The sequence below is a fragment of the Bacillus sp. 5w2 genome, from assembly GCF_054353775.1.
Map to the genome: position 1 here is coordinate 120719 of NZ_JBTIWT010000006.1, position 22531 is coordinate 143249.

Below are 22531 nucleotides of genomic sequence, written 5' to 3' on the forward strand. Positions count from 1 at the left end.
TGTAAGCGAATTATTGTCTTAATAGTTCTAATAATCCCTCTACTAGCTTAACACGTTTTCAGAATTTATTATAGAAAAATAGTTTAAAGTAACCGCTTACAATTCTAGATTATATATGATTCATTACAAGAAATCTATCATTTACTTTTCATATTTGGTAGAATAAAAAAAATATTTAAGGGGGCTTCAATCATGGCATTTACTGAATCTGATGCATATAATAACGAAGCATTTTTTAAACAATATATGAAACGAAGATACCGAGAAAATAGCCCAAATGAATCACTTGAAAAACCAGCCTTCTTTCAACTCATTGGTGATGTGAAAGGAAAGGAAATCCTTGATTTAGGCTGCGGTGACGCAAAATTTGGCAAGGAATTATTAGAAAAAGACTGCCGCTCTTACACCGGTATTGAAGGCTCCGAACTTATGTATGAAAAAGCTAAAAAACAACTAGAAAATAAAAATGGGATCGTCCATTTTTTAAACCTCAAAGACTACACATACCCTCCTGCTACTTTTGATTTAGTAACATCTAGACTCGCCTTACATTATATTGAACATCTTCCTATCATTTTTCAAAATGTGTACGAAACTTTAAAAACAAATGGAACCTTTACTTTTAGCGTTCAACACCCTGTTATTACCTCTTCATTTGAAAGCTTGCAAACGAGCGGAAAAAGAACGAGTTGGCTCATCGATGATTATTTTAAAATGGGAAAACGCGTTGAACCTTGGATTGATCAAGAAGTTATTAAATATCATCGTACAACGGAAGAATATTTTACATTATTACAACAAGCTGGATTTACGATTACAAATATAAAAGAAGCTACACCAAATCAAACTTATTTTCAGAGCGAAGAAGAATATGAACGACGTTTACGTATTCCCCTCTTCCTACTATTCTCTTGCGAAAAATAAAAAAGACGATGATGATTCATCGTCTTTTTTATTATCTCATTGCCTGAGTAACCTCTTTACGTACACGTCTTCCTTTTCCGTGCGGAATACAAAGTGGCGTCCCAAATAACGGATCCGTACTAATTTGACATTCCATTCGGAATACATCACGTACTAGCTTCTCATCCACTACTTCTTCTGGCTTACCTTGTGCATATATTTGTTTATCTTGAATGGCTACAATATTGTCTGCATAACGGCATGCTAAATTTAAATCGTGTAATACCATAACAATTGTTCTTTGTTCTGTTTCATTCAATTCGAATAATAAATCTAGCACTTCAATTTGGTGAGTCATATCTAAATATGTAGTAGGCTCATCCAGTAAAATAATATCTGTATCTTGTGCAAGCGTCATTGCAATCCAAGCACGTTGACGTTGTCCACCTGAAAGAGCATGCACATCACGCTCAGCAAATTCTGTCATACCTGTTGCCGCAAGGGCTTTTTGTACCATTTCCTCATCTTTTTCTGACCATTGCTTCAGCCATGTTTGATATGGATAGCGTCCTTGTTTTACAAGTTGCAATACTGTAAGCCCTTCTGGTGCTTGTGGTCCTTGCGGTAAAATTGCCATTTGACGAGCGATTTGCTTCGTTTGCATACTTTGAATGGCTTGATTATCTAACAAAATGTCACCAGTTGTTGGTTTTAATAATCTAGCTAGTGAACGTAATAAAGTTGATTTCCCACAACCGTTAGAACCGATAAAGATTGTAATTTCGCCTTTTGGAATTTCTAAATTCAACTCATCAATAATAATTGTTTCACCATAAGACAACGTCAAACGTTTCGTCTCCAATGCTTTTTGCATATTCATCTCCCTTTATGAATTCCGACTTTTATAAAGTAAATAAATAAAATAAGGTGCACCAATTGCTGATGTAAATACTCCTGCTGGAATTTCAAGTGGCGTGAAAACTGTACGCCCAATTAAATCTGCAGCAAGTACTAAAATTGCACCAACGATTGCCGCCACTGGGAGTAATGCACCGTATAAAGAACCAATTAGTCTTCGTGAAATATGAGGTGCCATTAAACCGACAAATCCAATTCCTCCGGCAAAGGCAACTGCTCCACCAATTAAAGCTGTACTAAGTAATAACATGAATACGCGTGACTTCGTTAAAGGAACACCAAGTCCTACCGCAATATCATCCCCTAGCTCTTGCGCATTTAAATGTCTAGCAGCTATAAATGATATTACCGTTAAAATGATAACCCACGGCGCAAGTACCATAACATTTTGCCATGAAGAACCGTACACAGTACCTGTAATCCATACATTCGCTTGACTTGCTTGATAAATTGGTGCTAACAACATAAACAAAGTCGTTGCCGCTTTCGTTAACGCCCAAAACCCAACGCCAATTAAAACAAGACTAATTGGTGATAATCCATCATTTCTCCATGCAAATAAATATACAAAAAGCGCTACAATCGTTGCCCCAACAAAGGCTGCGAGCGGCATATAATGAATGCTTACGGTTAGCGCATTATTTTTATCGCTAAATATAGCTAAAAATAAGACAACTGCAACACTTGCACCACCTGTAATCCCGATAATATCAGGAGAAGCAAGTGGATTTCGAACGAGACCTTGTAAAATACATCCTGCTACAGCAAGTGCAATTCCTACAAGGATGGCAATTAAAATACGCGGCATACGAAACTTATTTACAACCATATTTGACATCGCATCGCCATTTCCAGTGATCGCTTGCCATACATCATAAGGAGCAATTTTCATGTCTCCCATACCTGCACTCGCAAAAAATAATCCTATTAAAACAACTAATAAACTGAATAAGACGAGACAAGCTCGTTTATACATTAAAAACGAGAGCACGCCTTTTCCTATACGAAACGGAATATACTTCTTCATTTGCTAAGCCCTCTCTTACGTGCAATATAAATAAAGAATGGAGCCCCGATAAATGCTGTCATAACCCCTACTGGTACTTCTTGTGGCATAATGACATATCTTGCTGCTATATCAGCCAAGATTAATAATATTGCCCCTAATAATCCGCTATACGGCACTCTCCATCTGTGGTCGACTCCAACAAGAAATCTAGCAAAGTGCGGAGTAACAATTCCTATAAACCCAATGGGACCAGCAACCGCAACTGAACCACCAGACAGCAGTACAATAATAAGTAACACGAATGATTTCATTAAAATTGTTCGTTGTCCAAGTCCTTTCGCAACATCTTCCCCCATCATTAACGTATTTACTTTCCCCGCCATCATAAGAGATGCAATCCAGCCTATTAATAAATACGGGAATACAGATTGTAAAATTTCTAACTTTCTCCCTTGCACAGATCCGGCAAGCCAAAATAATACTTCTTCAAGCGCCTTTTCATTTAAAACAAGTAACCCTTGTGTTAATGATGAAAACAAAGCACTAATTGCTACACCTGCTAATGTTAACTTAAGAGGCGTTGTCCCTTCTTTTCCTAAAGAACTAGAAGCGAATACAAGGATTGCAGCAACTGCTGCCCCTAAGAAAGCAATCCAGGTAAAAGCTGACAATGATGTAACAGAAAAAACCACAATTGCTACAACTATGAAGAAAGCAGCACCTGAATTTAATCCAATAAAATCTGGAGAAGCAAGTGGATTCTTCGTTAAAGTTTGCATAAGACAACCTGCAATGGCTAAACTAGCACCAACACTTGCTGCAATTAATGCCCTTGGTAGACGCACATTTTGAATAATAATATGTTCATTGGAACCATTAAAATGAAAAAAAGCATCCAAAGCTAATTTCCAACTCGTATTTGTATATCCAAAAATAATACTTCCCCAAATACAAGTAATGACTGCAATGATCCCAACAATTAATCCAATCCATTTTGCTCGATTTGTTTTTAATAACATGCAGCGTTTCCCCTTCAATGTATAATGATACGTTGTAAGTGTATTTCAACTTAATTCTCATTGTCAACGGAAATGAGAATTATTTTCATTGACAATTGGACTATGAAGTATTAATATCATGCTTGCTATTGAAAAAACTTCTCAGTATGTAGGGGGTACATAATGAAATTTATGCAAAAGAAATCGTTTACAGTATTTGTATTTTTACTAGCCTTTTCACTACTTTTAAGTGCTTGTGGAAAATCAAATACGAAAGAAGAATCAAAAGAAGATACAAAAAAAGAAATGATTACGGTTGAACATGCAATGGGTAAAACAGAAGTTCCTGCTAATCCAAAACGTGTAGTTATTTTAACAAACGAAGGAACTGAAGCTTTACTTGAACTAGGTGTGAAACCAGTTGGGGCTGTAAAATCTTGGACTGGTGATCCATGGTATCCACATATTAAAGATAAAATGAAAGATGTAAAAGTTGTTGGTGATGAAGGACAAGTGAACGTGGAAACAATCGCTTCTTTAAAACCAGACTTAATTATCGGTAACAAAATGCGTCACGAAAAAGTGTACGAGCAACTAAAAGCAATTGCGCCTACTGTGTTCTCTGAAACGCTACGTGGTGAATGGAAAGATAACTTCAAATTTTATGCAAAAGCATTGAATAAAGAAAAAGAAGGTCAAAAGGTTTTAGCTGATTACGAATCACGTATGAAAGATTTAAAAGGCAAACTTGGAGATAAAGTAAACCAAGAAATTTCTATGGTGCGCTTTATGCCTGGTGATGTTCGTATTTATCACGGTGATACATTCTCTGGTGTTATTTTAAAAGAACTTGGATTTAAACGTCCTGGTGATCAAAATAAAGATGACTTTGCAGAGCGTAACGTATCTAAAGAACGTATTTCTGCCATGGATGGTGACGTATTATTCTACTTCACATTCGATAAAGGAAACGAGAAAAAAGGCTCTGAATTAGAAAAAGAATATATCAATGATCCGCTATTTAAAAACTTAAATGCAGTGAAAAATGGTAAAGCATACAAAGTTGACGACGTTATTTGGAATACAGCTGGTGGTGTAATGGCTGCTAACCTACTATTAGATGATATCGAAAAACGCTTTGTTAAATAATATTTCCCTAACCAGCTCCCCTTCTATGGAGCTGGTTATTTTTCAATTCACTTAAATGTCACATTATTTCATTTTGTATTTTTATTCCCAATATGTTATATTATAAAAGTAAATAGAATATATTTTCTCTATATCAGAATAAATATTTTAATCTAAATTTTCTGATTAATCACTATTTTATTTTCTTTTAGAATTCAATTATTACATTTGAAAACGCTTATCATCTCGTTTTCAGGGCAAAATACAGTAACGGTCGAAGTAAAATAGAACTTTTTTAGAAATTTTCTTTCTATTTCCATATAATTCTATTGACTTCTAAATATTTTGTAAATTAAAATGATTACATAAATATCCGTTATACAGGATTAGGGGGAAACAAAAATGGATGCAGCTTTAAAATTAGACAAAGCTGGAGAGCAACAATCACCAAAAAAACATCCACCAGGGTTATACTTGTTGTTCTTTACAGAGGCATGGGAAAGATTTAGTTATTACGGAATGCGTGGCTTATTAGTTCTTTATTTAACAACGAGCTTAGTAAGCGGCGGTTTAGGATTTGATAAAGCAGTTGCAGTACAAATTTACGGTATTTTCACAATGCTTGTATATTTCACACCTATTATTGGTGGCTGGTTAACTGACCATTTCATTACGAAGCGACACGCCATTACTATTGGTGGTATCATCATGGCAATTGGTAACTTTGTACTATTTTCAATGAATACGAAAACTGGACTATTTTTAGGATTAGGATTATTAGTTATCGGTAACGGATTCTTCAAACCAAATATTTCGACTTTACTAGGTCAATTATATAGCGACAACGATTCTCGTCGTGATAGTGCTTTCACTATCTTCTACATGGGAATTAACTTAGGAGCTCTTATCGCTCCATTCATTTGCGGTTACTTCACAGATTACAAATATGGATTCTTAACAGCTTGTATCGGTATGATCATTGGACAGGTTGCTTTTAATTTCTTAGCACCTCGTTACTTAGGAACAATTGGTACAACTGTTGTAGGTAAAAAGTCTAAAGAAAAAACTGCAAAAGTAATTGAAAAAAAACCTTTAACAACACAAGAGAAAAAACGTACAGCTGCAATTTTAATTTTAACTTGTTTCGTTGTATTCTTCTGGGCAGGCTTTGAACAAGCTGGTAGTTCTTTAACACTTTACACAGATAAGTTCGTAGATCGTACAATTGGTGGATTTACAATTCCAACACCTTGGTTCCAATCTGTAAACCCACTATTCATTATCTTGCTAGCATTACCTGTTTCAGCTTTATGGATTAAGCTTTCAAAAACAAAAAATGGTGATTTAAAAATCCCAACAAAAATGGCACTAGGTATGATTTTACTAGGTATTGGATACTTAGTTCTAACTTTAGCTGTTTTAAAAACTGGTAGTGATGAAGGTAACATTACAATGAAGGCAAACTTACTATTCATTGTATTCACTTACATGTTCCACACAATCGGTGAATTATTCTTATCACCAATCGGATTATCTATGGTTAGTGCAATCGCTCCTGTTAAATTAGCTTCTTTATTAATGGGTGTATGGTTAGCTGGTACTGGATGTGCAAACTTCTTAGCAGGACAATTAGCTGCTTTCACTCAATCTTTAGGATATTTAGAAGTATTCGCAAGCATCGGTGTTATCGTAATTGTACTAGGATTAGTACTTCTTATGTTCTCTAAGAAAATTGCACATATGATGGAATAACAAAAAAGACGCTTCTACAAGTAGAAGCGTCTTTTCTATTACTTCTCCTCTAAAGCATTCACGCTCACGTGAACGCTTTCTCCAGGATTAGATACATCATACACTTGAGCAACCCCACTCTGCTCGTCACAGCTCTCAATCCATACAGGTACGCCCTCATATGTAACGTCAATTCTACTTGAAGAAGATAAGATTTGTTTCACACGTTTTACATCCATACTACTATTCCTCCTTTTACTTACTACACTCCTTTCTATCTTTTCTTTTCCCTTTAGAATATATTCCATACAGCAGCATGTTTATTGATAGCCTTTTCTTCCTTACGTGCTAATCTTTACTCTCTTGTTATCTTTCTGACAAATAAAAAAAGACGTATATTCCACACGTCCTTTTCCATAATATTCAAATTTTAAGAAAATAATGTTTTTACAACTTCGCTTACTTTATCATTATGAATTTGATAATACACTTCTAATCCTCGTCTTTCAAAGCGCACTACTTTATTTTGTTTTAATTTCGTTAAATGTTGCGAAACCGTTGATTGTGGAATTTCTAATACTTCCTGTAATTGTGTTACGTTACAAGTTCCACGTTTCATTAGTTCCATTACTAGACGTAGACGCAACGGGTGCGCTAACGCTCTTAACATTTGTACATCTTCTTCTGAAATACGACATTCGAATTGATTTTGGCTCATAAAGTTCCCCTCATTTTCGTTTTTATTTTCTTTTTATTTATTTATATATCTGTTCTTATATTTCCTGTTACGACATAACTTTATCAACTTATAAAGCCGAAATTTTTTTCCATCTTAACCAGCAAAGAACTCAGGAAAAAATCCCTGCTGATTTTGAATATTATACTATATGATATAACGAAAAAGCAAAACAACGGACTGCAAATACTTTGCTTGCAAACGTTGTTTTATCAAGCTTTTTGTTATATTTTCACCTCATTGAAACGTGCGGTAATGATATCGTAAAATACCATCTATAATTGATAACCTTTCGTAAAGTAGTTGGAGCATATTTAACCTCTTTGTTACACTAAAAGGAATTTTCAGTAAAAAGATTCAATGTAATATTAAAAATTGACTTATTGTTTTTTTAATTAGTATTGTAATCACTTGGACTGTTATTCGAGACCTCTTATTAAATATACATGATTCCCCTTTCCAACTAGATCAAATGGGATAAGCATGTCACACCTATCAAATCTTAAGTATTCCAACACCCTATATACTCGATACCAAGGCATCAGCTAATAAAAAGAATATGTAAATAATTTATACAATGCACTCAAATACACTTGAGTGCGCTTTTTGTCTACTTTATGAACAAAGTATTTCTTTTAACACTATTATGGAATAATTATACTTTTTTACGTTGACAATAGTGTTGAAGGAGAATATACTAAGCATGTAAGTTGATTGTGAATTATTTCACAAATAATGTGAATTTCTTCACATAAAATAGATAGGAGTTGTCATTATTATGAGTACTTGGACACAAATTTATGACCCATTAAACAATATTTGGTTATCTGCACTCATCGCAGCACTACCAATTTTCTGCTTCATCATTTGTTTAATGGGACTGAAAATGAAAAGTTATATCGCTGGTCTTTACAGTGTGATTGTCGCTATTATTCTTGCTATATTTGTTTATAAAATGCCAGCAACAGTAGCTGTAGCATCTGCCGGATTCGGTGTTTTATCTGGGTTTTATCCAATTTGTACTATCGTTATCGCAGCGATTTTCCTTTACAAATTAACTGTTAAAACAGAGCAATTCAACATCATTCGTGATAGTATTTCAAGCATTACAAATGATCAACGTTTACAAGTATTATTAATCGCTTATTCTTTCGGTGCTTTCTTAGAAGGCGCAGCTGGGCTAGGGGTTCCAGTTGCTATTACAGCTGCATTACTTGTAGGTATGGGCTTTAACCCATTAAAAGCAGCAGGTATTTGTTTAGTAGCTAACATCGCTGGTGGTGCTATGGGTGCTATGGGTATCCCAGTTACAGTACCAGCACAATTAACTGAGCTAGACGCATTAACTATCGGTCGTCAAACTGTTCTTATTTTACCATTCATTAGTATTGTTTTACCTTTCTTACTTGTTTCAATGGTCGATGGAATTAAAGGTATTAAAGAAACTTGGCAAGGTATTCTTGTAAGTGGTGTTTCTTTCGCAATTACTCAGTTCCTTGTAACTTACTTCTTAGGTGCAGAACTTACTAATATTTTCGCAGCCGTTGTAAGTATGGTTTCTCTTGCATTATTCTTACGTGTTTGGCAGCCAAAATCTTCTTCTAAAGAAGAAAAACAAGAAAAACAAGAATCTCATACATTCAATCAAATTTTATATGCATGGTCTCCATTTGTATTCTTAACTGCATTCGTAACAATCTTTAATTTAAAACCAATTAAAGCTTTATTTGCTCCGGATGGTGCACTAGCAAACTTAGTTTTTAACATTCAGTTCCCTGGTCTTCATAATGCTGTTATGAAAACTACACCAATTACAAAAGCAGATACACCTTTCGCAGCTGTTTTCAAATTCGATGTATTTTCATCTACAACTACTGCAATCGTATTAGCAATTATCGTTTCACTTATCGTGTACCGCGTAAAAGGTAAAATGGTTAAAGAATTAATAGTTGAAACAATGAAAGAACTAAAAGCTCCAGTATATACAATCTGTAGCGTTATCGCTTTAGCTTACGTAGAGAACTACTCTGGTATGTCATCTACACTTGGACTTGCATTCTCTTCTACTGGTAATGCATTCCCAGTTCTTTCTCCAATCTTAGGATGGATTGGCGTATTCATTACAGGATCAGTAGTATCAAGTGGTTCATTATTTGCACCGCTTCAAGCAGTAACTGCAGATCAATTAAACATCGTTCCTTCTACTCTTGTTGCATTAAACGTAGTAGGTGGTACAATGGCAAAAATGGTTTCACCACAATCTGTAGCAGTTGCTTGTGCAGCAGTTGGACTAGTTGGTAAAGAATCTGCCCTATTTAAAACAGCGATGAAATACAGTTTAATCTTCTTAGCTATTATTAGCTTACTTCAATTAAATGCTGTATTTAATATCTTTTAAAAATAAAACACCGATCCAAATGGATCGGTGTTTTTTCAAATTACATCTTCTTATTCTTTAATAAAGAAGCACCAGCAATTTCCGGATGCGTCATTTCAAATGGATCTAAAATAATATCCAATTCTTCTTCTGTCAGTACACCATGTTCTAAGCATAACTCCCTAACAGATTTTCCTGTTTCAATTGCTTCACGTGCAATACGAGATGCTGCTTCATAACCAATATGAGGGTTAACTGCTGTAATAATTCCAACACTTTTCTCAACATATTGCTTCAGCAATTCTTCATTTGCCGTAATTCCTTTAATACAATATTCACGGAATACACGGAATCCGTTATTCATAATACTAATAGATTGAATTAAATTAAATACGAGTACAGGCTCCATTACGTTTAACTCTAATTGTCCTGCTTCTGATGCTAAGCAAATTGTATGATCATTACCAATTACTTGGAAAGCAACTTGATTGATTACTTCTGCCATAACAGGATTTACTTTACCTGGCATAATAGATGAACCTGGTTGACGAGCTGGTAATTGAATTTCCGCCAATCCAACACGTGGACCAGATGCCATAATACGAAGGTCATTCGCAATTTTAGACATATTCATCATACATACTTTTAATGCTGCAGATACTTCTGTGTATGCATCTGTGTTTTGCGTTGCATCAACTAAATGTTCTGCACCAACAAGTGGAAATCCGCTAAATGTTCGCAAGTGTTTAACCACTTGTTCAATGTACGTAGGGTTTGCATTTAATCCCGTACCAACAGCCGTCGCCCCCATGTTCACTTCATATAAATGTTGGCGAGACTGTTTAATTCTTTTTATATCACGCGCAAGCACACGGCTATACGCTTCAAATTCTTGTCCAAGACGAATCGGAACAGCATCTTGTAAATGTGTACGCCCCATTTTAATAACGTGGTCGAACTCTTTGGCTTTTTCACGGAAAGCAGAATGAAGTTCTTCCATTGTAATAAGAAGTTCTTCCAACATCATAAGAGTTGCGATATGAATTCCCGTTGGAAACGCATCATTCGTTGATTGAGCCATGTTCACATGCGTGTTTGGGCTAATTTTCGCATACTCACCTTTTTCATATCCCATACGTTCTAACGCTCGATTAGCGATTACTTCATTTGTATTCATATTAATAGAAGTTCCAGCACCGCCTTGGATTGGATCCACGATAAATTGATCATGGAATTTTCCATCAACAATTTCCTGCGCTGCCTCTGCAATTTCATGTCCAATATCTTTAGCTAAGTAACCAGTATCCATATTTGCAAGTGCCGCCGCTTTTTTCACAATTGCCATTGCCGTAATGAGTGACGGATGAATGCGATATCCTGTAATCGGGAAGTTTTCTACAGCACGTAATGTTTGTACACCATAATACGCTACACTCGGTACTTCCTTCTCACCTAAAAAATCTTTTTCTATACGTATATCCTTCGTTGCTATCATTTTCATCACCTATACTTTTCATTCTAAATCCTTATCTAAAAAATTCGCCCTCTAAAAATACGAGTATCATTCAGAAGAATTTTTCAGTATCCACCTTCACTATATAGCACCTTTTTTGAAAGCGCAAACATTTATTTTTCTATATATACCTTTTATAAATATTTATAGAAAATCATCCTTCTACCTTCTTTATTTCCACTCGTTTAATTTGATGCATATCCTTTTCAAGAACTTTAAAAGAAAAGCCGTGTTTTTCAATAATATCTCCTTCAGCAACGATTTGCTTTTGTACCATAATCCAGCCACCAATTGTATCTACATCATCAGCGATTAAGTGTATGCCAAATAAATCATTCACTTCACTAATAAGCACTTTTCCCTCTACGATTTTACACCCCTCACTTATATGCTCTATAGGCGGGTGTTCATCTTCATCGTATTCATCTCGGATTTCTCCAACAATTTCTTCTAAAATATCTTCTAGTGTAACAATCCCCGCTGTACCACCATATTCATCATATAATACTGCTAATGGGATTCGTTTTCTTTGCATTTGTAATAACAAATCATGAATGGGGATATTTTCTAACACTTCAATAACTGGCCTTGTATATGGCGTAATCGAGCACTCCTCATCTCGATTACCATCCATATAACGAATAAATAAATCCTTTACATTAACCATCCCAATGATTTCATCTTTATCCTCACCAAATACAGGATACCTCGTATATTTTTCTTGTGCGATTATTTTAATATGTGTTTCAAATGGTTCGTCCTCATATAAACCTACAACTTCCGTACGAGGTACCATAATTTCCTTTGCGACTCTATTATCAAATTCAAAAATATTATTTACATATTTAAATTCCCTTTGATTAATCTCCCCGCTCTCATAACTCTCAGATAAGATTAATCGTAATTCTTCCTCCGAATGAGCTACTTCATGTTCAGAAGCGGGATGTAATCCGAATAACCCTGTTACAAGCCTTGCAGAACCATTTAAAGCCCAAATAAACGGATACATTACTCGGTAAAAGTAAATAAGTGGCTTCGATAACAATAAACTAACTTGCTCTGCTCTTTGTATAGCAAACGTCTTCGGAGCAAGTTCACCAATGACAACATGTAAAAATGTAATCACTGCAAAGGCAATAATAAACGAAACTGTACTGGAAATTGCAGGAGATAAATGTAATTTTAAAAACAACGGTTCAAGTAAATGCTTAATGGTCGGCTCTCCTAGCCACCCAAGCCCTAAAGCAGTAATTGTAATACCTAACTGACATGCTGATAAATACTCATCTAAATTCGAAGTTACTTTTTTAGCTGCCAATGCTCCTCGTCGTTTTTCACTAACGAGTTGATCAATACGACTGCTACGCACCTTAATAATTGCAAATTCAACAGCTACAAAAAAACCTGTTAATGCAATAAGGATGGCTACCATCAGTAATTTTAAAATATCCACATATGCCCTTTAGCTTTCTTAGCTAAAGTTACACCTCCTTTAAAAAAGAAGTTTCACTTTAGTTTCTTCATTTACGCAAAAGCAACCCTATATAAAATTCACCAATTTCAAACCTCATACAATTCTAAAGGTAGGCCGTCAGGGTCTTGGAAAAAGACGAATTTTTTTCCGGTTATTTCATCCATACGTATCGATTCAGTCTCAACACCACATTGATTTAAATGTTTCACAGCTTCTTCTATATTTGTAACAGCAAATGCTAAATGTCTAAGTCCAGCAGCTTCTGGGAAACTTGGACGCTTAGGCGGACTTGGAAATGAAAATAATTCAATTTGATACTCTTCTCCTACACATAAATCTAATTTATAAGAATCTCGCTCTGCTCTGTATACTTCATTTATCACTTTAAAACCTAATATCCTAGTATAAAAATCCTTTGATGTTTCATAATTCGAACAAATAATTGCAACGTGGTGCACTCTACATATATTCATGTTCTCTCTATTCCTTTCTTTACCAAAGATGCATATTCTCCCTTGAAATGAAAAACATATATAGCAGAATATCTTTTTTAGGGGGCTTACTATGAAATTTATTACTTTTTTCGTCGGACTTATCGTTGTTTTCTTCCTTGCTTATATTGCTAGCAACAATAAGAAACATATTAAATTTAAACCAATTTTCATCATGCTTATTATACAGTTGATTTTAACCTATTTATTATTAAATACAGAAATCGGCCTCATACTTATTCGGTTCATTTCCAGTCTGTTTACAAAGCTACTCGAGTATGCTGCTGATGGTATAAACTTCGTATTTGGCGGTCTTGCCAATAAAGGTGAAATGTCATTTTTCCTTACTGTCTTATTACCAATTGTCTTCATTTCCGTCTTAATTGGTATACTACAACATTTCAAAATACTTCCATTTTTTATTCATTGGATCGGTTACTTCCTTAGCAAAATAAATGGTCTTGGGAAATTAGAATCTTACAACGCTATCGCATCTGCCATCGTCGGCCAATCAGAAGTTTTTATTACGGTAAAAAAACAATTAGCTCAAATTCCAAAGCACCGTCTTTATACACTTTGTGCATCTGCCATGTCAACCGTATCTATGTCTATCGTAGGTGCCTATATGACAATGATTGAACCTAAATATGTAGTAACCGCACTCGTTCTCAATTTATTTAGTGGTTTTATTATCGTACTCATCATTAACCCTTACGACGTGAAAGATGAAGAAGATATTTTAGAAATTAAAGGCGAAAAGCAAAGCTTTTTTGAAATGCTCGGCGAATACATTCTTGATGGTTTTCGTGTAGCCATTGTTGTTGGCGCTATGCTCATCGGATTCGTCGCATTAATGAGCTGCATTAATGACCTATTCCTTATTATATTCGGCATTACTTTCCAGCAATTAATCGGCTACGTATTCGCGCCTGTTGCATTCCTTATCGGTGTACCAAGTTCTGAAATTGTCACAGCTGGTAGCATTATGGCAACGAAGCTTGTAACGAATGAATTTGTAGCAATGATGGACCTTAGTAAAATTTCTAATAGCCTTTCTCCCCGTACAGTTGGTATTATTTCTGTTTTCCTCGTTTCTTTTGCCAATTTTTCTTCTATCGGCATTATTTCAGGTGCGGTAAAAGGGTTAAACGAAGAACAAGGAAACGTTGTTGCAAGGTTTGGTCTTAAATTACTATATGGAGCTACTCTCGTTAGCATTTTATCTGCAATTATCGTAAGCATTATGTTGTAATTAGGTAAAATTTTATCATTTTCTTATCCCTATCTTTTGTATACAATAACGAATAGATGTCTTATAAAGTGAAACTTTAATCAGAGGGGGGATTTCCCCCTCTGATTATTAGTTGAACCAATCGGGTCTTTACGGGCAGTTATCTCCCACCTAACTTCCTTGCATTCGCTGGACCTTGAGGTGGGAGTTTTACTGCCCGTTAATACGGGATAAATAATCAAGACATCTATTTTTTATACATGTACAATCGCTTTTATTTAGCGTACAATGTTTTCTATGTGTTTGAATACGCTTCTAGATGTATACACTTTGATAGTTTTAAAGGAGAAAAAATGATGAAATCCGATATGAACAAAGATACCCGAGCCAAAAAAGGGCGCCCAAAGAAAAAACGCCTACTTTGGTTCCTTCTTATTCCATTACTGATTATAGCACTTGGAGCAGGAGGCTACTCCTTCCATATATACAGTAAAGCAAAATCTGTTTTAAGTAACGCCTATTCTGAACTAGGACGCGGAGATAAATCCAGCAAACGTGAAAAAGCCGTTAAACCTATGACTGACAACATTTCCGTACTTATTATGGGTGTTGATGAAAGTGATATTAGGGACAAGAATTACGGAAAAGCAACTCGTACGGATGCGCTATTACTTGCAACAATTAATAAAAACGATAAATCTGTTAAGCTTGTCAGTATTCCACGTGACTCACGTGTCTATATTAAATCACGTGATAAATACGATAAAATTACACACGCGCACGTATTCGGTGGTGTGGACAGCACGATTGATACCGTAGAGAACTTTTTAGATGTTCCAGTTGATTACTATGTAAAATTCAACTTTAAATCATTTATCAAAATAGTTGATTCCCTTGGTGGTATTACTGTCGACGTTCCGGTTGAGTTCACAGAACAAAATAGTAAAGACGAAGCAGGTGCAATTCATCTGAAAAAAGGACGTCAACATTTAAATGGAGAAGAGGCATTAGCACTAGCTAGAACTCGTCATATCGATAGTGATTATATGCGCGGTCAACGACAACAGCTTGTTTTAGAAGCTATTGCTGAAAAAGCACTATCTCTTAATTCCATTAATAAAATCGGTGGCCTATTAGACGCTGTCGATAAAGACTTAAAAACAAACTTAACTTTTGATGATATGATGACCATTGCTAAAAATTCAATGGATTCAGATTTAAAAATGGAGAAAATGCAAGTAGAAGGTACTGATAAATATATAGGTGGTATTTATTATTACGTTCCAAACGAAAAAAGCGTCAATAATATTTCGACAACACTACAAGAACATCTCGGTGTTACGAATAAAAATGAACATAAAAAATTATAATAAAAAGGCTGCTAGATCTTTCTAGACAGCCTTTTTATTATAATTTTCAACATATTTCTCGTACATATTGTGACAAAAAGAGACAATTATTACAGCAGTGTAACGTTTTTTATGAAAACATTACACACATAGTGAAAATAATAGTATACTAGTACGTACATAATGTTATTTTCATCATTTTTATACAAAAAATGTAATACATATATTTATACAAAAATTCCTGGGGGGAAATAAATGAAGCTAAGTAAAATACTGATCGGTTCTGCAATTGCTGGAGGCATATTACTTTGTGTAGGCGGTGTTGGTGGATATCAATATGTATCCACATTAAATAATCAATTAGATACTACTGCATTACCACATACTACATTTGAAGGTATTTCTCTCGATGGAAAAAATAAAACAGATATTCAAGCCATAATTAATCAAAAAATAACTGAATTAGATCAAAAATCTCTTACCTACATATTCCAAAATGATAAACAAACTTACACATGGAAAGATTTAGGAATGAATTATAAAGAGAAAGATATTGTCGACAAAATCTTTAAAGAACAAGAAGGAAACGCAATAAATCGTTACAAAATGCGGAAGCAAGCTGAAAACGGTGAATTAAAACGTGACTATAAATTAACACCTCAATTAAATACAACTGCTTATGAAAGCTTTATGAAAGATAAATATAATGAAACATTAAAAAATCCCGTTAATGCAGAATTAAGTGTTGAAGGCTCTACAGTAAATATTAGCCAAAGTCAAAATGGAGAAAAAATTGATAAAGGAAAGTTAACTGATTTAACGAAGCAGGCCATTACTTCTGGCACATCAGACGTTACATTACCAGTTACACTATTAAAACCTGAACGATCTACAGAAGATATACAAAAAATGGGGATTAAAGAAGTAATCGCTGAATACTCGACCCCAATGGCTGGTCGTAACGGGAATCAATCCTTTAACGTAAATAAGTCAGCTAATACTTTAAGTGGAGTTATTGTCGCACCTGATGAAACATTTAGTTTTAATGGCCGCGTTGGCGTAACGGATGCTGCACATGGCTATAAATCCGCAGCCGTATATTCACAAGGTAAAGTTATACAAAGTGCTGGCGGAGGCGTTTGCCAAGTTAGTAGTACTTTATATAGCGCCGCTTTAAGGGCAGATCTAGGAATTGTTTCTCGAAGTAATCATTCTATGCCTGTAAATTATTTACCACTTGGTCAAGATGCAGCAGTAGCAGATTATGGTCCAGATTTAAAATTTAAAAACAATACAGGCAATCATATTTATATTCAAGCATTTTCAAATGGAGGTAGTATTACTACACGCATTTTCGGTACAAATACTGGTAAAAACGTTGAAGTTTCTTCTCAAGTAATTAGTAGGACTAATGATAAAATAACAGCAGTTACGTATAAAAAAGTAACACAAAACGGTGAAGTAGTATCTAATGGACAAATTTCAAAAAGCGTATATAAAAGCGCTCCAACGCAATGAGGTACTATCAAACCAACAAAAAAAGGCGTGATCTACTCACGCCTTTTTCTTTTGCACTAATAATAAAAAGGTTGCAAGATGGTCTTTCGTTTCTTCTAAAGACCACATACGATTTCCTTGCTTCGCAGCTAATACGCACGCCTCTTCCCAAGCATCCTTTTTCTTCATATATAATAATTCATCGCGTAATTTTAAAACAATCTCTTCGTCTTCTTGCTCTATAAATTCTTCCATCACGCCTACTATTTCATCTTCATGGATACTTAACGTACAATACGATTTGAGAAAATATTGTAATGTCGTATACATATTTACTCCCCCTTCTTATTTATCAGATGGATAAGAAGTAATGATCTTATATCCTAAATCTCCTGACTTATCTCTCGCTAAAACAGTAACAGTTTTTACTAGCTTGTCTTTTACATTCATATTTTTCTTTATTACCGTTTTTCCAACCGGGAATGAATGAGTTGTATTTAATACGAGACGAGCTTCTTTAGAATTTTTTAACCAATCTTGAATTTGCTTATCATGCTGCTTCAAACTATCTTTTACAGCTTTCGTCGCTGTTTCCTTATCATAGTATGTACTTGCCGCTGATACTTTATCTGTCTTCAAACGATTCTTTAAATCCTCTTCTGATTTGCCCACATGTCTTTCAATCGTGTGACCATTTTTAGGTGGTCCTTCCATTTCATCTAAAATATTATCACTAATTTTTTCTACCGATGTCGATTGATTCCCTGTTTGTTTCTCTGTTTTTTGTTCTTTTCCTGCACATCCACTTAAGATCAGCATTAATGCCAATAAACTAGCCAAGAAAAGACTGCTTATTCGTTTCATCATATCACCTCTTTCATGATTATTATCGTAACTTCACTAAAAGTCAATTTCACACAGAAAAAACATACACATTTTTTAAATTCCTCATCTATTTTGCCATATTACCACCCTAGTTTCATCAAACCACTATTTTCGACCTCCCCATAAATATACCCCTATGTTTTTGTGATTATTTCCCGAGTTGAATACCCCGTAAAAACAACAAACAAAACCTTTAAATACAAGGTTTATTTAGTGTTTTTAAAACATGTAAAATATACCCCTACTTTTACATACCTAATACCCTTATAAGGTATGTAGATGGTGTCCCGTCAACGTTTTCCTACATTATGTAAATTTGCACTTGCCTACACAATGGAAATATGGTGTAATGCAAAAAAAGATAAAGGATTTTAAACAATGGCTGAAACAATTCAAAACTTCTTAACAGACTATTATTCAATCGCAATTCCACTTAGTATCTTAATCAACATCATCATCAGTCTTTTAGGTTTTATCCCTAGTATTTTTTTGACCGCCATTAACATACAGCTCTTTGGCGTAGTAAACGGCACAATCATTTCGATTGTAGGTGAGGCCTTAGGGGCTATTATCTCGTTTTATATTTATCGTATAGGCCTTCAAAAGTTCACTCACGATCAAGTAAATAAGCATCCTAAGGTAGAACGTCTTCTTTACGTAGAAGGTAGAGAGGCCTTTCTACTCGTCCTATCTTTTCGCTTTATTCCATTCATTCCGTCCAGTATTGTGACTTTATTTGCGGCTCTAGGCAAAATGTCATTACTATCCTTCAGTATTGCCAGTACAATAGGTAAAATACCGTCCTTATTGATTGAAGTATATTCTGCATACCATGTTATAAACGGTACAAATGAAGCAAAGTGGATTGTAACAATCGCAGGTTGTATCGGATTGTATTATTTGTGGAAAAAATGGAGAAAAAAATAAAGAAGGAGCCTATGCTCCTTCTTTATTTTTGAGGTATTTTATTAATAGCTATCTCTTAAATCCTTAATTTATACCAACAGCACTAAATGATTGCTTAACTGCTGCTACTTCAGCAGAATTCGCACCATATAAATCAGCTGCAGCTTGTACTGCACCAGCACGAGCTTGGCTAAATGTAGTAGATTGCGTGAAATATTGTGTGTTTGCACGGTAATAAATTGCACCTAGCTTATCTTTACCGATACCAGTTACAGTTACACCAGAATGCGTACCGCCATTTGCTAATAAATAAGCTTGTTTGTTAATAATACCACTGTTTGTATGAACTCCACCATTATCACTTGAACCAGTGTAACGCTTAGAATAATGGTCTGGGTCACCATACTTCGCTGGATCACTCATAGAACGAAGCGCATCTCCTGCTTTACCAGGTGTGTAAATATCTTCACCAATCTCCCAATCTGGGTTACGGTTATCATAGAATTCTACTAAAGTACCAAAGATATCAGAAATTGCTTCATTTAGCGCTCCTGATTCATTTTGATAAATTAGATCCGAGCTATTTTCCGTAACAGCATGCGTTAATTCGTGACCAATTACATCAATTCCACCAGATAATGATGTAAATGTTACACCATCACCATCTCCGTATACCATTTGTGAGCCATTCCAGAACGCATTATTATACTTACTTCCGTAATGAACTGTCGATTTTAACGGAGCTCCTGCATCATTAATAGAGTTTCTATTAAATGTAGCTTTATAATAATCATATGTTCTACCTGCATAGTAATGAGCATCTACTGCCGCTGCATCATACGCTGCATTGAAAACATTATCTGCATCTGCCCATAATGTTCCTGGTAATGTTGAGCGGTTTTTCGCATCATATGTGAAAATCGTTGCTCCGCGCGTATTATCTTGCAAGTAGTAAGATGAGCCAGATAACGTTGTATTAAGCGACTTTGTATCTCCTAATACACCTTTACCAGTTCCTACTTTATTTGTTCCTGTTACAGGTTTTACAACCGCCTTTGCTTCCTGTTTAGGAGCATCTTGCTTAACTGGCGACTTATCCTCATTTGCTACATGATCAAGTTTATTATATTTATTTAATACTTTACCGCTGTCTGCTTCAATGAAATAGTAGTAGTTTCCTGGACTTGGCTCTAAGAAGTTCAGATTTACAACGTATGCATATGTTGTTTCTTCACCGTTTTGATATACATATAAGTCCGCTTTTGGTTCTACCTCATATTTAGGTGTAACACCTAAATCTTGCTGCGCGATTTCAATTGCTTTTGCGCCTTCAATCTTATTTTTATTTTTCAACTTTTCTTTTTTGTCTAAATCAGGTGCAACTGTTCCAGACAACACTTTTAAAGAACCATCTTTACTTACGTGAGCTACCTGAGTAGAACCCCATACAGGTACCCCTTCGTATACTTGTTGCATACGTACTACTGTTGCATCAGTTACAGCATCTTTCTTCACTTGTTTCACTTTGAAAGAATCTTGCGCACTCTTTTCCCCTAACTTATAATCACCTTTTGCTGCGTTTAAGTAATCAAACACAACAGATTCTGCTTTCTTACCAGTCGCTCCAGTTAAATCACCAGAAATAAACTCAGGTGACTGCACCGTCTCATTGTACTTCTTCGTAGAGAGCACATTTTTAGAATCCGCAAACGCAGAGCCTGTCCCTCCAAACGTTGTAACTGCCATTCCTGTTGCTAACACTAACGCTAAACTTTTCTTTTTCATGAACCTTCCCCCTAATAAATTATTTTTTTGAAAAAGAGTAGTTTCATATTAGCATTATGTTTTCACTATTAATATACTAAAAATTCAAATAATTATTTTCTCAAGTTTTGTAGAATTTTGAAGAACAAATATTGAAAAACCCCTTTCCGATTGGAAAGGGGTTTTTATTACGAATTTACCACTTCAACTACTTTTTCTCCTTGACCATAGATATCCGATGTCCAAGCATATTGCGGTTCCAATACCACTAATACAGCTACCAAAGCCAAAGCACCAATAATTATTTTCTTCTTCATACTATTTTCCTCCCTTTTCTTCTAATAAATTAATTGCCAATTTATAATAATTATTACTTTCCCTAAACTCTAATAATTCTTCGTGATATCCTGCTAGTTCTAAATACACCATTTTTAATTCCTTTTTATTCTCTTCGCCTCTAAAAAATGGGATTGCCTCAACTTCTAAAAACTTTTTATAAACATCTTTAGTTTCAAAATATTTATGCTTAAGCATTAAAAGTATATATAGCATACTTTTATACTTTTCATCCCTCTTCGCGATATCTATCCCTTTACCAATCCAATCTTTCGCTTCTTCAAATTCTTTTAATTCAATACACTGTAAAGCGATCTCATACACTGCATCAATATAATTTAAATCCTCTTCCTTCTTGTACTTTAAGCATTGCAAATAATAATCTTTAGCTTTTGCGTAATCTTTTAAGTTATAGTACAAGAAGCCTAGATTATTTAAAGCAATAGCTGTTATGCTTTCTTTATCGGCAAAAGAATTTGCTTCCCTCAAAATATTATTATAAATAGATAGCGCTTCATTATATTGTTTTTTTTGTATATAACTCAACGCAATAAGTAACTGGCAATTTATCACATAACGGAACTTATATTCATTCTTAAATCCTTCCATTGCTACATTAGCAAAATGTAAAGTCATATGTTCAACTTCCAATTCATTATAAACAAGAGCTAAATTGAAATATATTCCATTCTCATGATACCCTTGTTCCTTTGCCATTACTTCTGTTCGAGCCAAATACTCCAATGCTCTCTTATATCTATGTTGTAAAAAATAATATAACCCTTTGCTATACGTATATAATAATTTCTGAAATGGTGAATACTTTTTGTACATCTTCTTTAAACTCTCTAACTCTTCTTCGACAGCAGAAAAATCCCTTTTCATAATTAAATACCGCGTATAAAGTAACTTATAATAATTTATAATTTCAAAATCCAAAACATGCTTCATTTCACCTTGTAATTCTTCATATATGCGTTCTACTTGTTGCTTGTCCAAATGAACGAGTGCATTCAACCATTCATCCAACTTCCCCTTCACATCTTCTTCTACATCTCTCAAATCCGTCACGGCAATTTCTAACCTTGTGCAGAGCAATTGTAGAATTTCTTCTGATGCTTCGATCTTTCCATTTTCGATTTTACTTAAGTATGAGACAGAACAAATGCCCTGACATAATTCTTCTTGTGTCATTTTTTGCTGTAGCCGTTTGTAAAAGACTTGTTTGCCTATTTTTTCTAATGTTTGTTGCATTGTCCTCCTCCATTCTCATTACCCCCATTAC

Annotated in this window: 21 protein-coding genes; 8 read left to right on the top strand and 13 right to left on the bottom strand. The window is 34.8% G+C overall.

All coding sequences use genetic code 11. The features are described 5' to 3' along the window. Window positions 1-192: 192 nt before the first annotated feature. Window positions 193-924 (top strand): class I SAM-dependent methyltransferase, encoded by a 732-nt coding sequence (locus tag ACXY7N_RS13640; protein ID WP_098986101.1) that lies wholly within the window; start codon window positions 193-195, stop codon window positions 922-924. Window positions 925-955: 31 nt separating this feature from the next. Here the strand turns inward: ACXY7N_RS13640 and ACXY7N_RS13645 are convergent, their stop codons facing one another. From ACXY7N_RS13645 to ACXY7N_RS13655, 3 genes are read right to left on the bottom strand one after another with little or no spacing between them, the layout of a single operon-like run. Further along, window positions 956-1777 (bottom strand): ABC transporter ATP-binding protein, encoded by an 822-nt coding sequence (locus ACXY7N_RS13645; protein WP_488592440.1) that lies wholly within the window; start codon window positions 1775-1777, stop codon window positions 956-958. Window positions 1778-1789: 12 nt separating this feature from the next. Beyond that, the gene (locus ACXY7N_RS13650) at window positions 1790-2848 is read right to left on the bottom strand and encodes a FecCD family ABC transporter permease (RefSeq protein ID WP_098986102.1); all 1059 of its coding nucleotides are present in this window, start codon (window positions 2846-2848) and stop codon (window positions 1790-1792) included. After that, window positions 2845-3849, bottom strand: a complete 1005-nt coding sequence (locus ACXY7N_RS13655) for a FecCD family ABC transporter permease (RefSeq protein WP_016089343.1) — start codon at window positions 3847-3849, stop codon at window positions 2845-2847. The genes ACXY7N_RS13650 and ACXY7N_RS13655 overlap by 4 nt, the downstream gene beginning before the upstream one ends. A 162-nt stretch (window positions 3850-4011) precedes the next feature. On the opposite strand from ACXY7N_RS13655, the gene ACXY7N_RS13660 reads away from it, so the two are divergent. Continuing rightward, complete coding sequence (locus ACXY7N_RS13660) at window positions 4012-4977, top strand: ABC transporter substrate-binding protein (RefSeq protein ID WP_016133589.1); 966 nt, start codon at window positions 4012-4014, stop codon at window positions 4975-4977. Window positions 4978-5358: 381 nt separating this feature from the next. Beyond that, window positions 5359-6708, top strand: a complete 1350-nt coding sequence (locus ACXY7N_RS13665; RefSeq protein ID WP_000338305.1) for a peptide MFS transporter — start codon at window positions 5359-5361, stop codon at window positions 6706-6708. Between the two features lie 38 nt (window positions 6709-6746). Here ACXY7N_RS13665 and ACXY7N_RS13670 read toward each other — a convergent pair whose 3' ends face one another. Beyond that, a complete protein-coding gene (locus ACXY7N_RS13670) occupies window positions 6747-6926 on the bottom strand; it encodes an acid-soluble spore protein H (RefSeq protein ID WP_016089345.1) in 180 nt (59 codons plus the stop codon). Between the two features lie 191 nt (window positions 6927-7117). Continuing rightward, entirely contained in the window at window positions 7118-7405 is a 288-nt protein-coding gene (locus tag ACXY7N_RS13675; protein ID WP_016089346.1) for an ArsR/SmtB family transcription factor, read from the bottom strand. 796 nt (window positions 7406-8201) lie between these two features. Here ACXY7N_RS13675 and ACXY7N_RS13680 point away from each other — a divergent pair. After that, the gene (locus ACXY7N_RS13680) at window positions 8202-9821 is read left to right on the top strand and encodes an L-lactate permease (RefSeq protein ID WP_016089347.1); all 1620 of its coding nucleotides are present in this window, start codon (window positions 8202-8204) and stop codon (window positions 9819-9821) included. A 40-nt stretch (window positions 9822-9861) separates the two neighbouring features. Here ACXY7N_RS13680 and aspA read toward each other — a convergent pair whose 3' ends face one another. From aspA to gloA2, 3 genes are all read right to left on the bottom strand, one after another. After that, window positions 9862-11295: an aspartate ammonia-lyase gene (gene aspA, locus ACXY7N_RS13685; RefSeq protein ID WP_016137016.1), complete on the bottom strand. Its 1434-nt coding sequence runs from the start codon at window positions 11293-11295 to the stop codon at window positions 9862-9864. Between the two features lie 172 nt (window positions 11296-11467). After that, window positions 11468-12766, bottom strand: coding sequence for a hemolysin family protein (locus ACXY7N_RS13690; protein WP_016089349.1), 1299 nt, complete (start codon window positions 12764-12766; stop codon window positions 11468-11470). 107 nt (window positions 12767-12873) lie between these two features. After that, the gene (gene gloA2 / locus ACXY7N_RS13695; protein ID WP_016089350.1) at window positions 12874-13260 is read right to left on the bottom strand and encodes an SMU1112c/YaeR family gloxylase I-like metalloprotein; all 387 of its coding nucleotides are present in this window, start codon (window positions 13258-13260) and stop codon (window positions 12874-12876) included. Between the two features lie 91 nt (window positions 13261-13351). Between gloA2 and ACXY7N_RS13700 the strand changes: the two genes are divergently transcribed. From ACXY7N_RS13700 to ACXY7N_RS13710, 3 genes are all read left to right on the top strand, one after another. Next, window positions 13352-14530 (top strand): NupC/NupG family nucleoside CNT transporter, encoded by a 1179-nt coding sequence (locus tag ACXY7N_RS13700; protein WP_016089351.1) that lies wholly within the window; start codon window positions 13352-13354, stop codon window positions 14528-14530. 332 nt (window positions 14531-14862) lie between these two features. After that, entirely contained in the window at window positions 14863-15879 is a 1017-nt protein-coding gene (locus ACXY7N_RS13705; protein WP_016089352.1) for an LCP family protein, read from the top strand. A 234-nt stretch (window positions 15880-16113) separates the two neighbouring features. Further along, window positions 16114-17376 (top strand): VanW family protein, encoded by a 1263-nt coding sequence (locus tag ACXY7N_RS13710; RefSeq protein ID WP_016133586.1) that lies wholly within the window; start codon window positions 16114-16116, stop codon window positions 17374-17376. A 36-nt stretch (window positions 17377-17412) separates the two neighbouring features. Here the strand turns inward: ACXY7N_RS13710 and ACXY7N_RS13715 are convergent, their stop codons facing one another. Further along, window positions 17413-17685 (bottom strand): hypothetical protein, encoded by a 273-nt coding sequence (locus ACXY7N_RS13715; RefSeq protein WP_016089354.1) that lies wholly within the window; start codon window positions 17683-17685, stop codon window positions 17413-17415. Between the two features lie 15 nt (window positions 17686-17700). Continuing rightward, a complete protein-coding gene (locus tag ACXY7N_RS13720) occupies window positions 17701-18219 on the bottom strand; it encodes an RNase A-like domain-containing lipoprotein (RefSeq protein ID WP_488592441.1) in 519 nt (172 codons plus the stop codon). Between the two features lie 399 nt (window positions 18220-18618). Here ACXY7N_RS13720 and ACXY7N_RS13725 point away from each other — a divergent pair, with 399 nt between their 5' ends. After that, on the top strand, window positions 18619-19167 hold the full coding sequence (locus ACXY7N_RS13725) for a TVP38/TMEM64 family protein (protein WP_016089356.1): 549 nt from the start codon (window positions 18619-18621) through the stop codon (window positions 19165-19167). Between the two features lie 63 nt (window positions 19168-19230). On the opposite strand, the gene ACXY7N_RS13730 is transcribed toward ACXY7N_RS13725, so the two are convergent. The 3 genes from ACXY7N_RS13730 to ACXY7N_RS13740 form a co-directional block, all read right to left on the bottom strand. Next, window positions 19231-20931 (bottom strand): M4 family metallopeptidase, encoded by a 1701-nt coding sequence (locus ACXY7N_RS13730; protein ID WP_016089357.1) that lies wholly within the window; start codon window positions 20929-20931, stop codon window positions 19231-19233. Between the two features lie 167 nt (window positions 20932-21098). Continuing rightward, on the bottom strand, window positions 21099-21227 hold the full coding sequence (locus ACXY7N_RS13735) for an NprX family peptide pheromone (RefSeq protein WP_016089358.1): 129 nt from the start codon (window positions 21225-21227) through the stop codon (window positions 21099-21101). A 1-nt stretch (window position 21228) separates the two neighbouring features. Continuing rightward, the gene (locus tag ACXY7N_RS13740; protein WP_016089359.1) at window positions 21229-22500 is read right to left on the bottom strand and encodes a tetratricopeptide repeat protein; all 1272 of its coding nucleotides are present in this window, start codon (window positions 22498-22500) and stop codon (window positions 21229-21231) included. Window positions 22501-22531 lie beyond the last annotated feature (31 nt).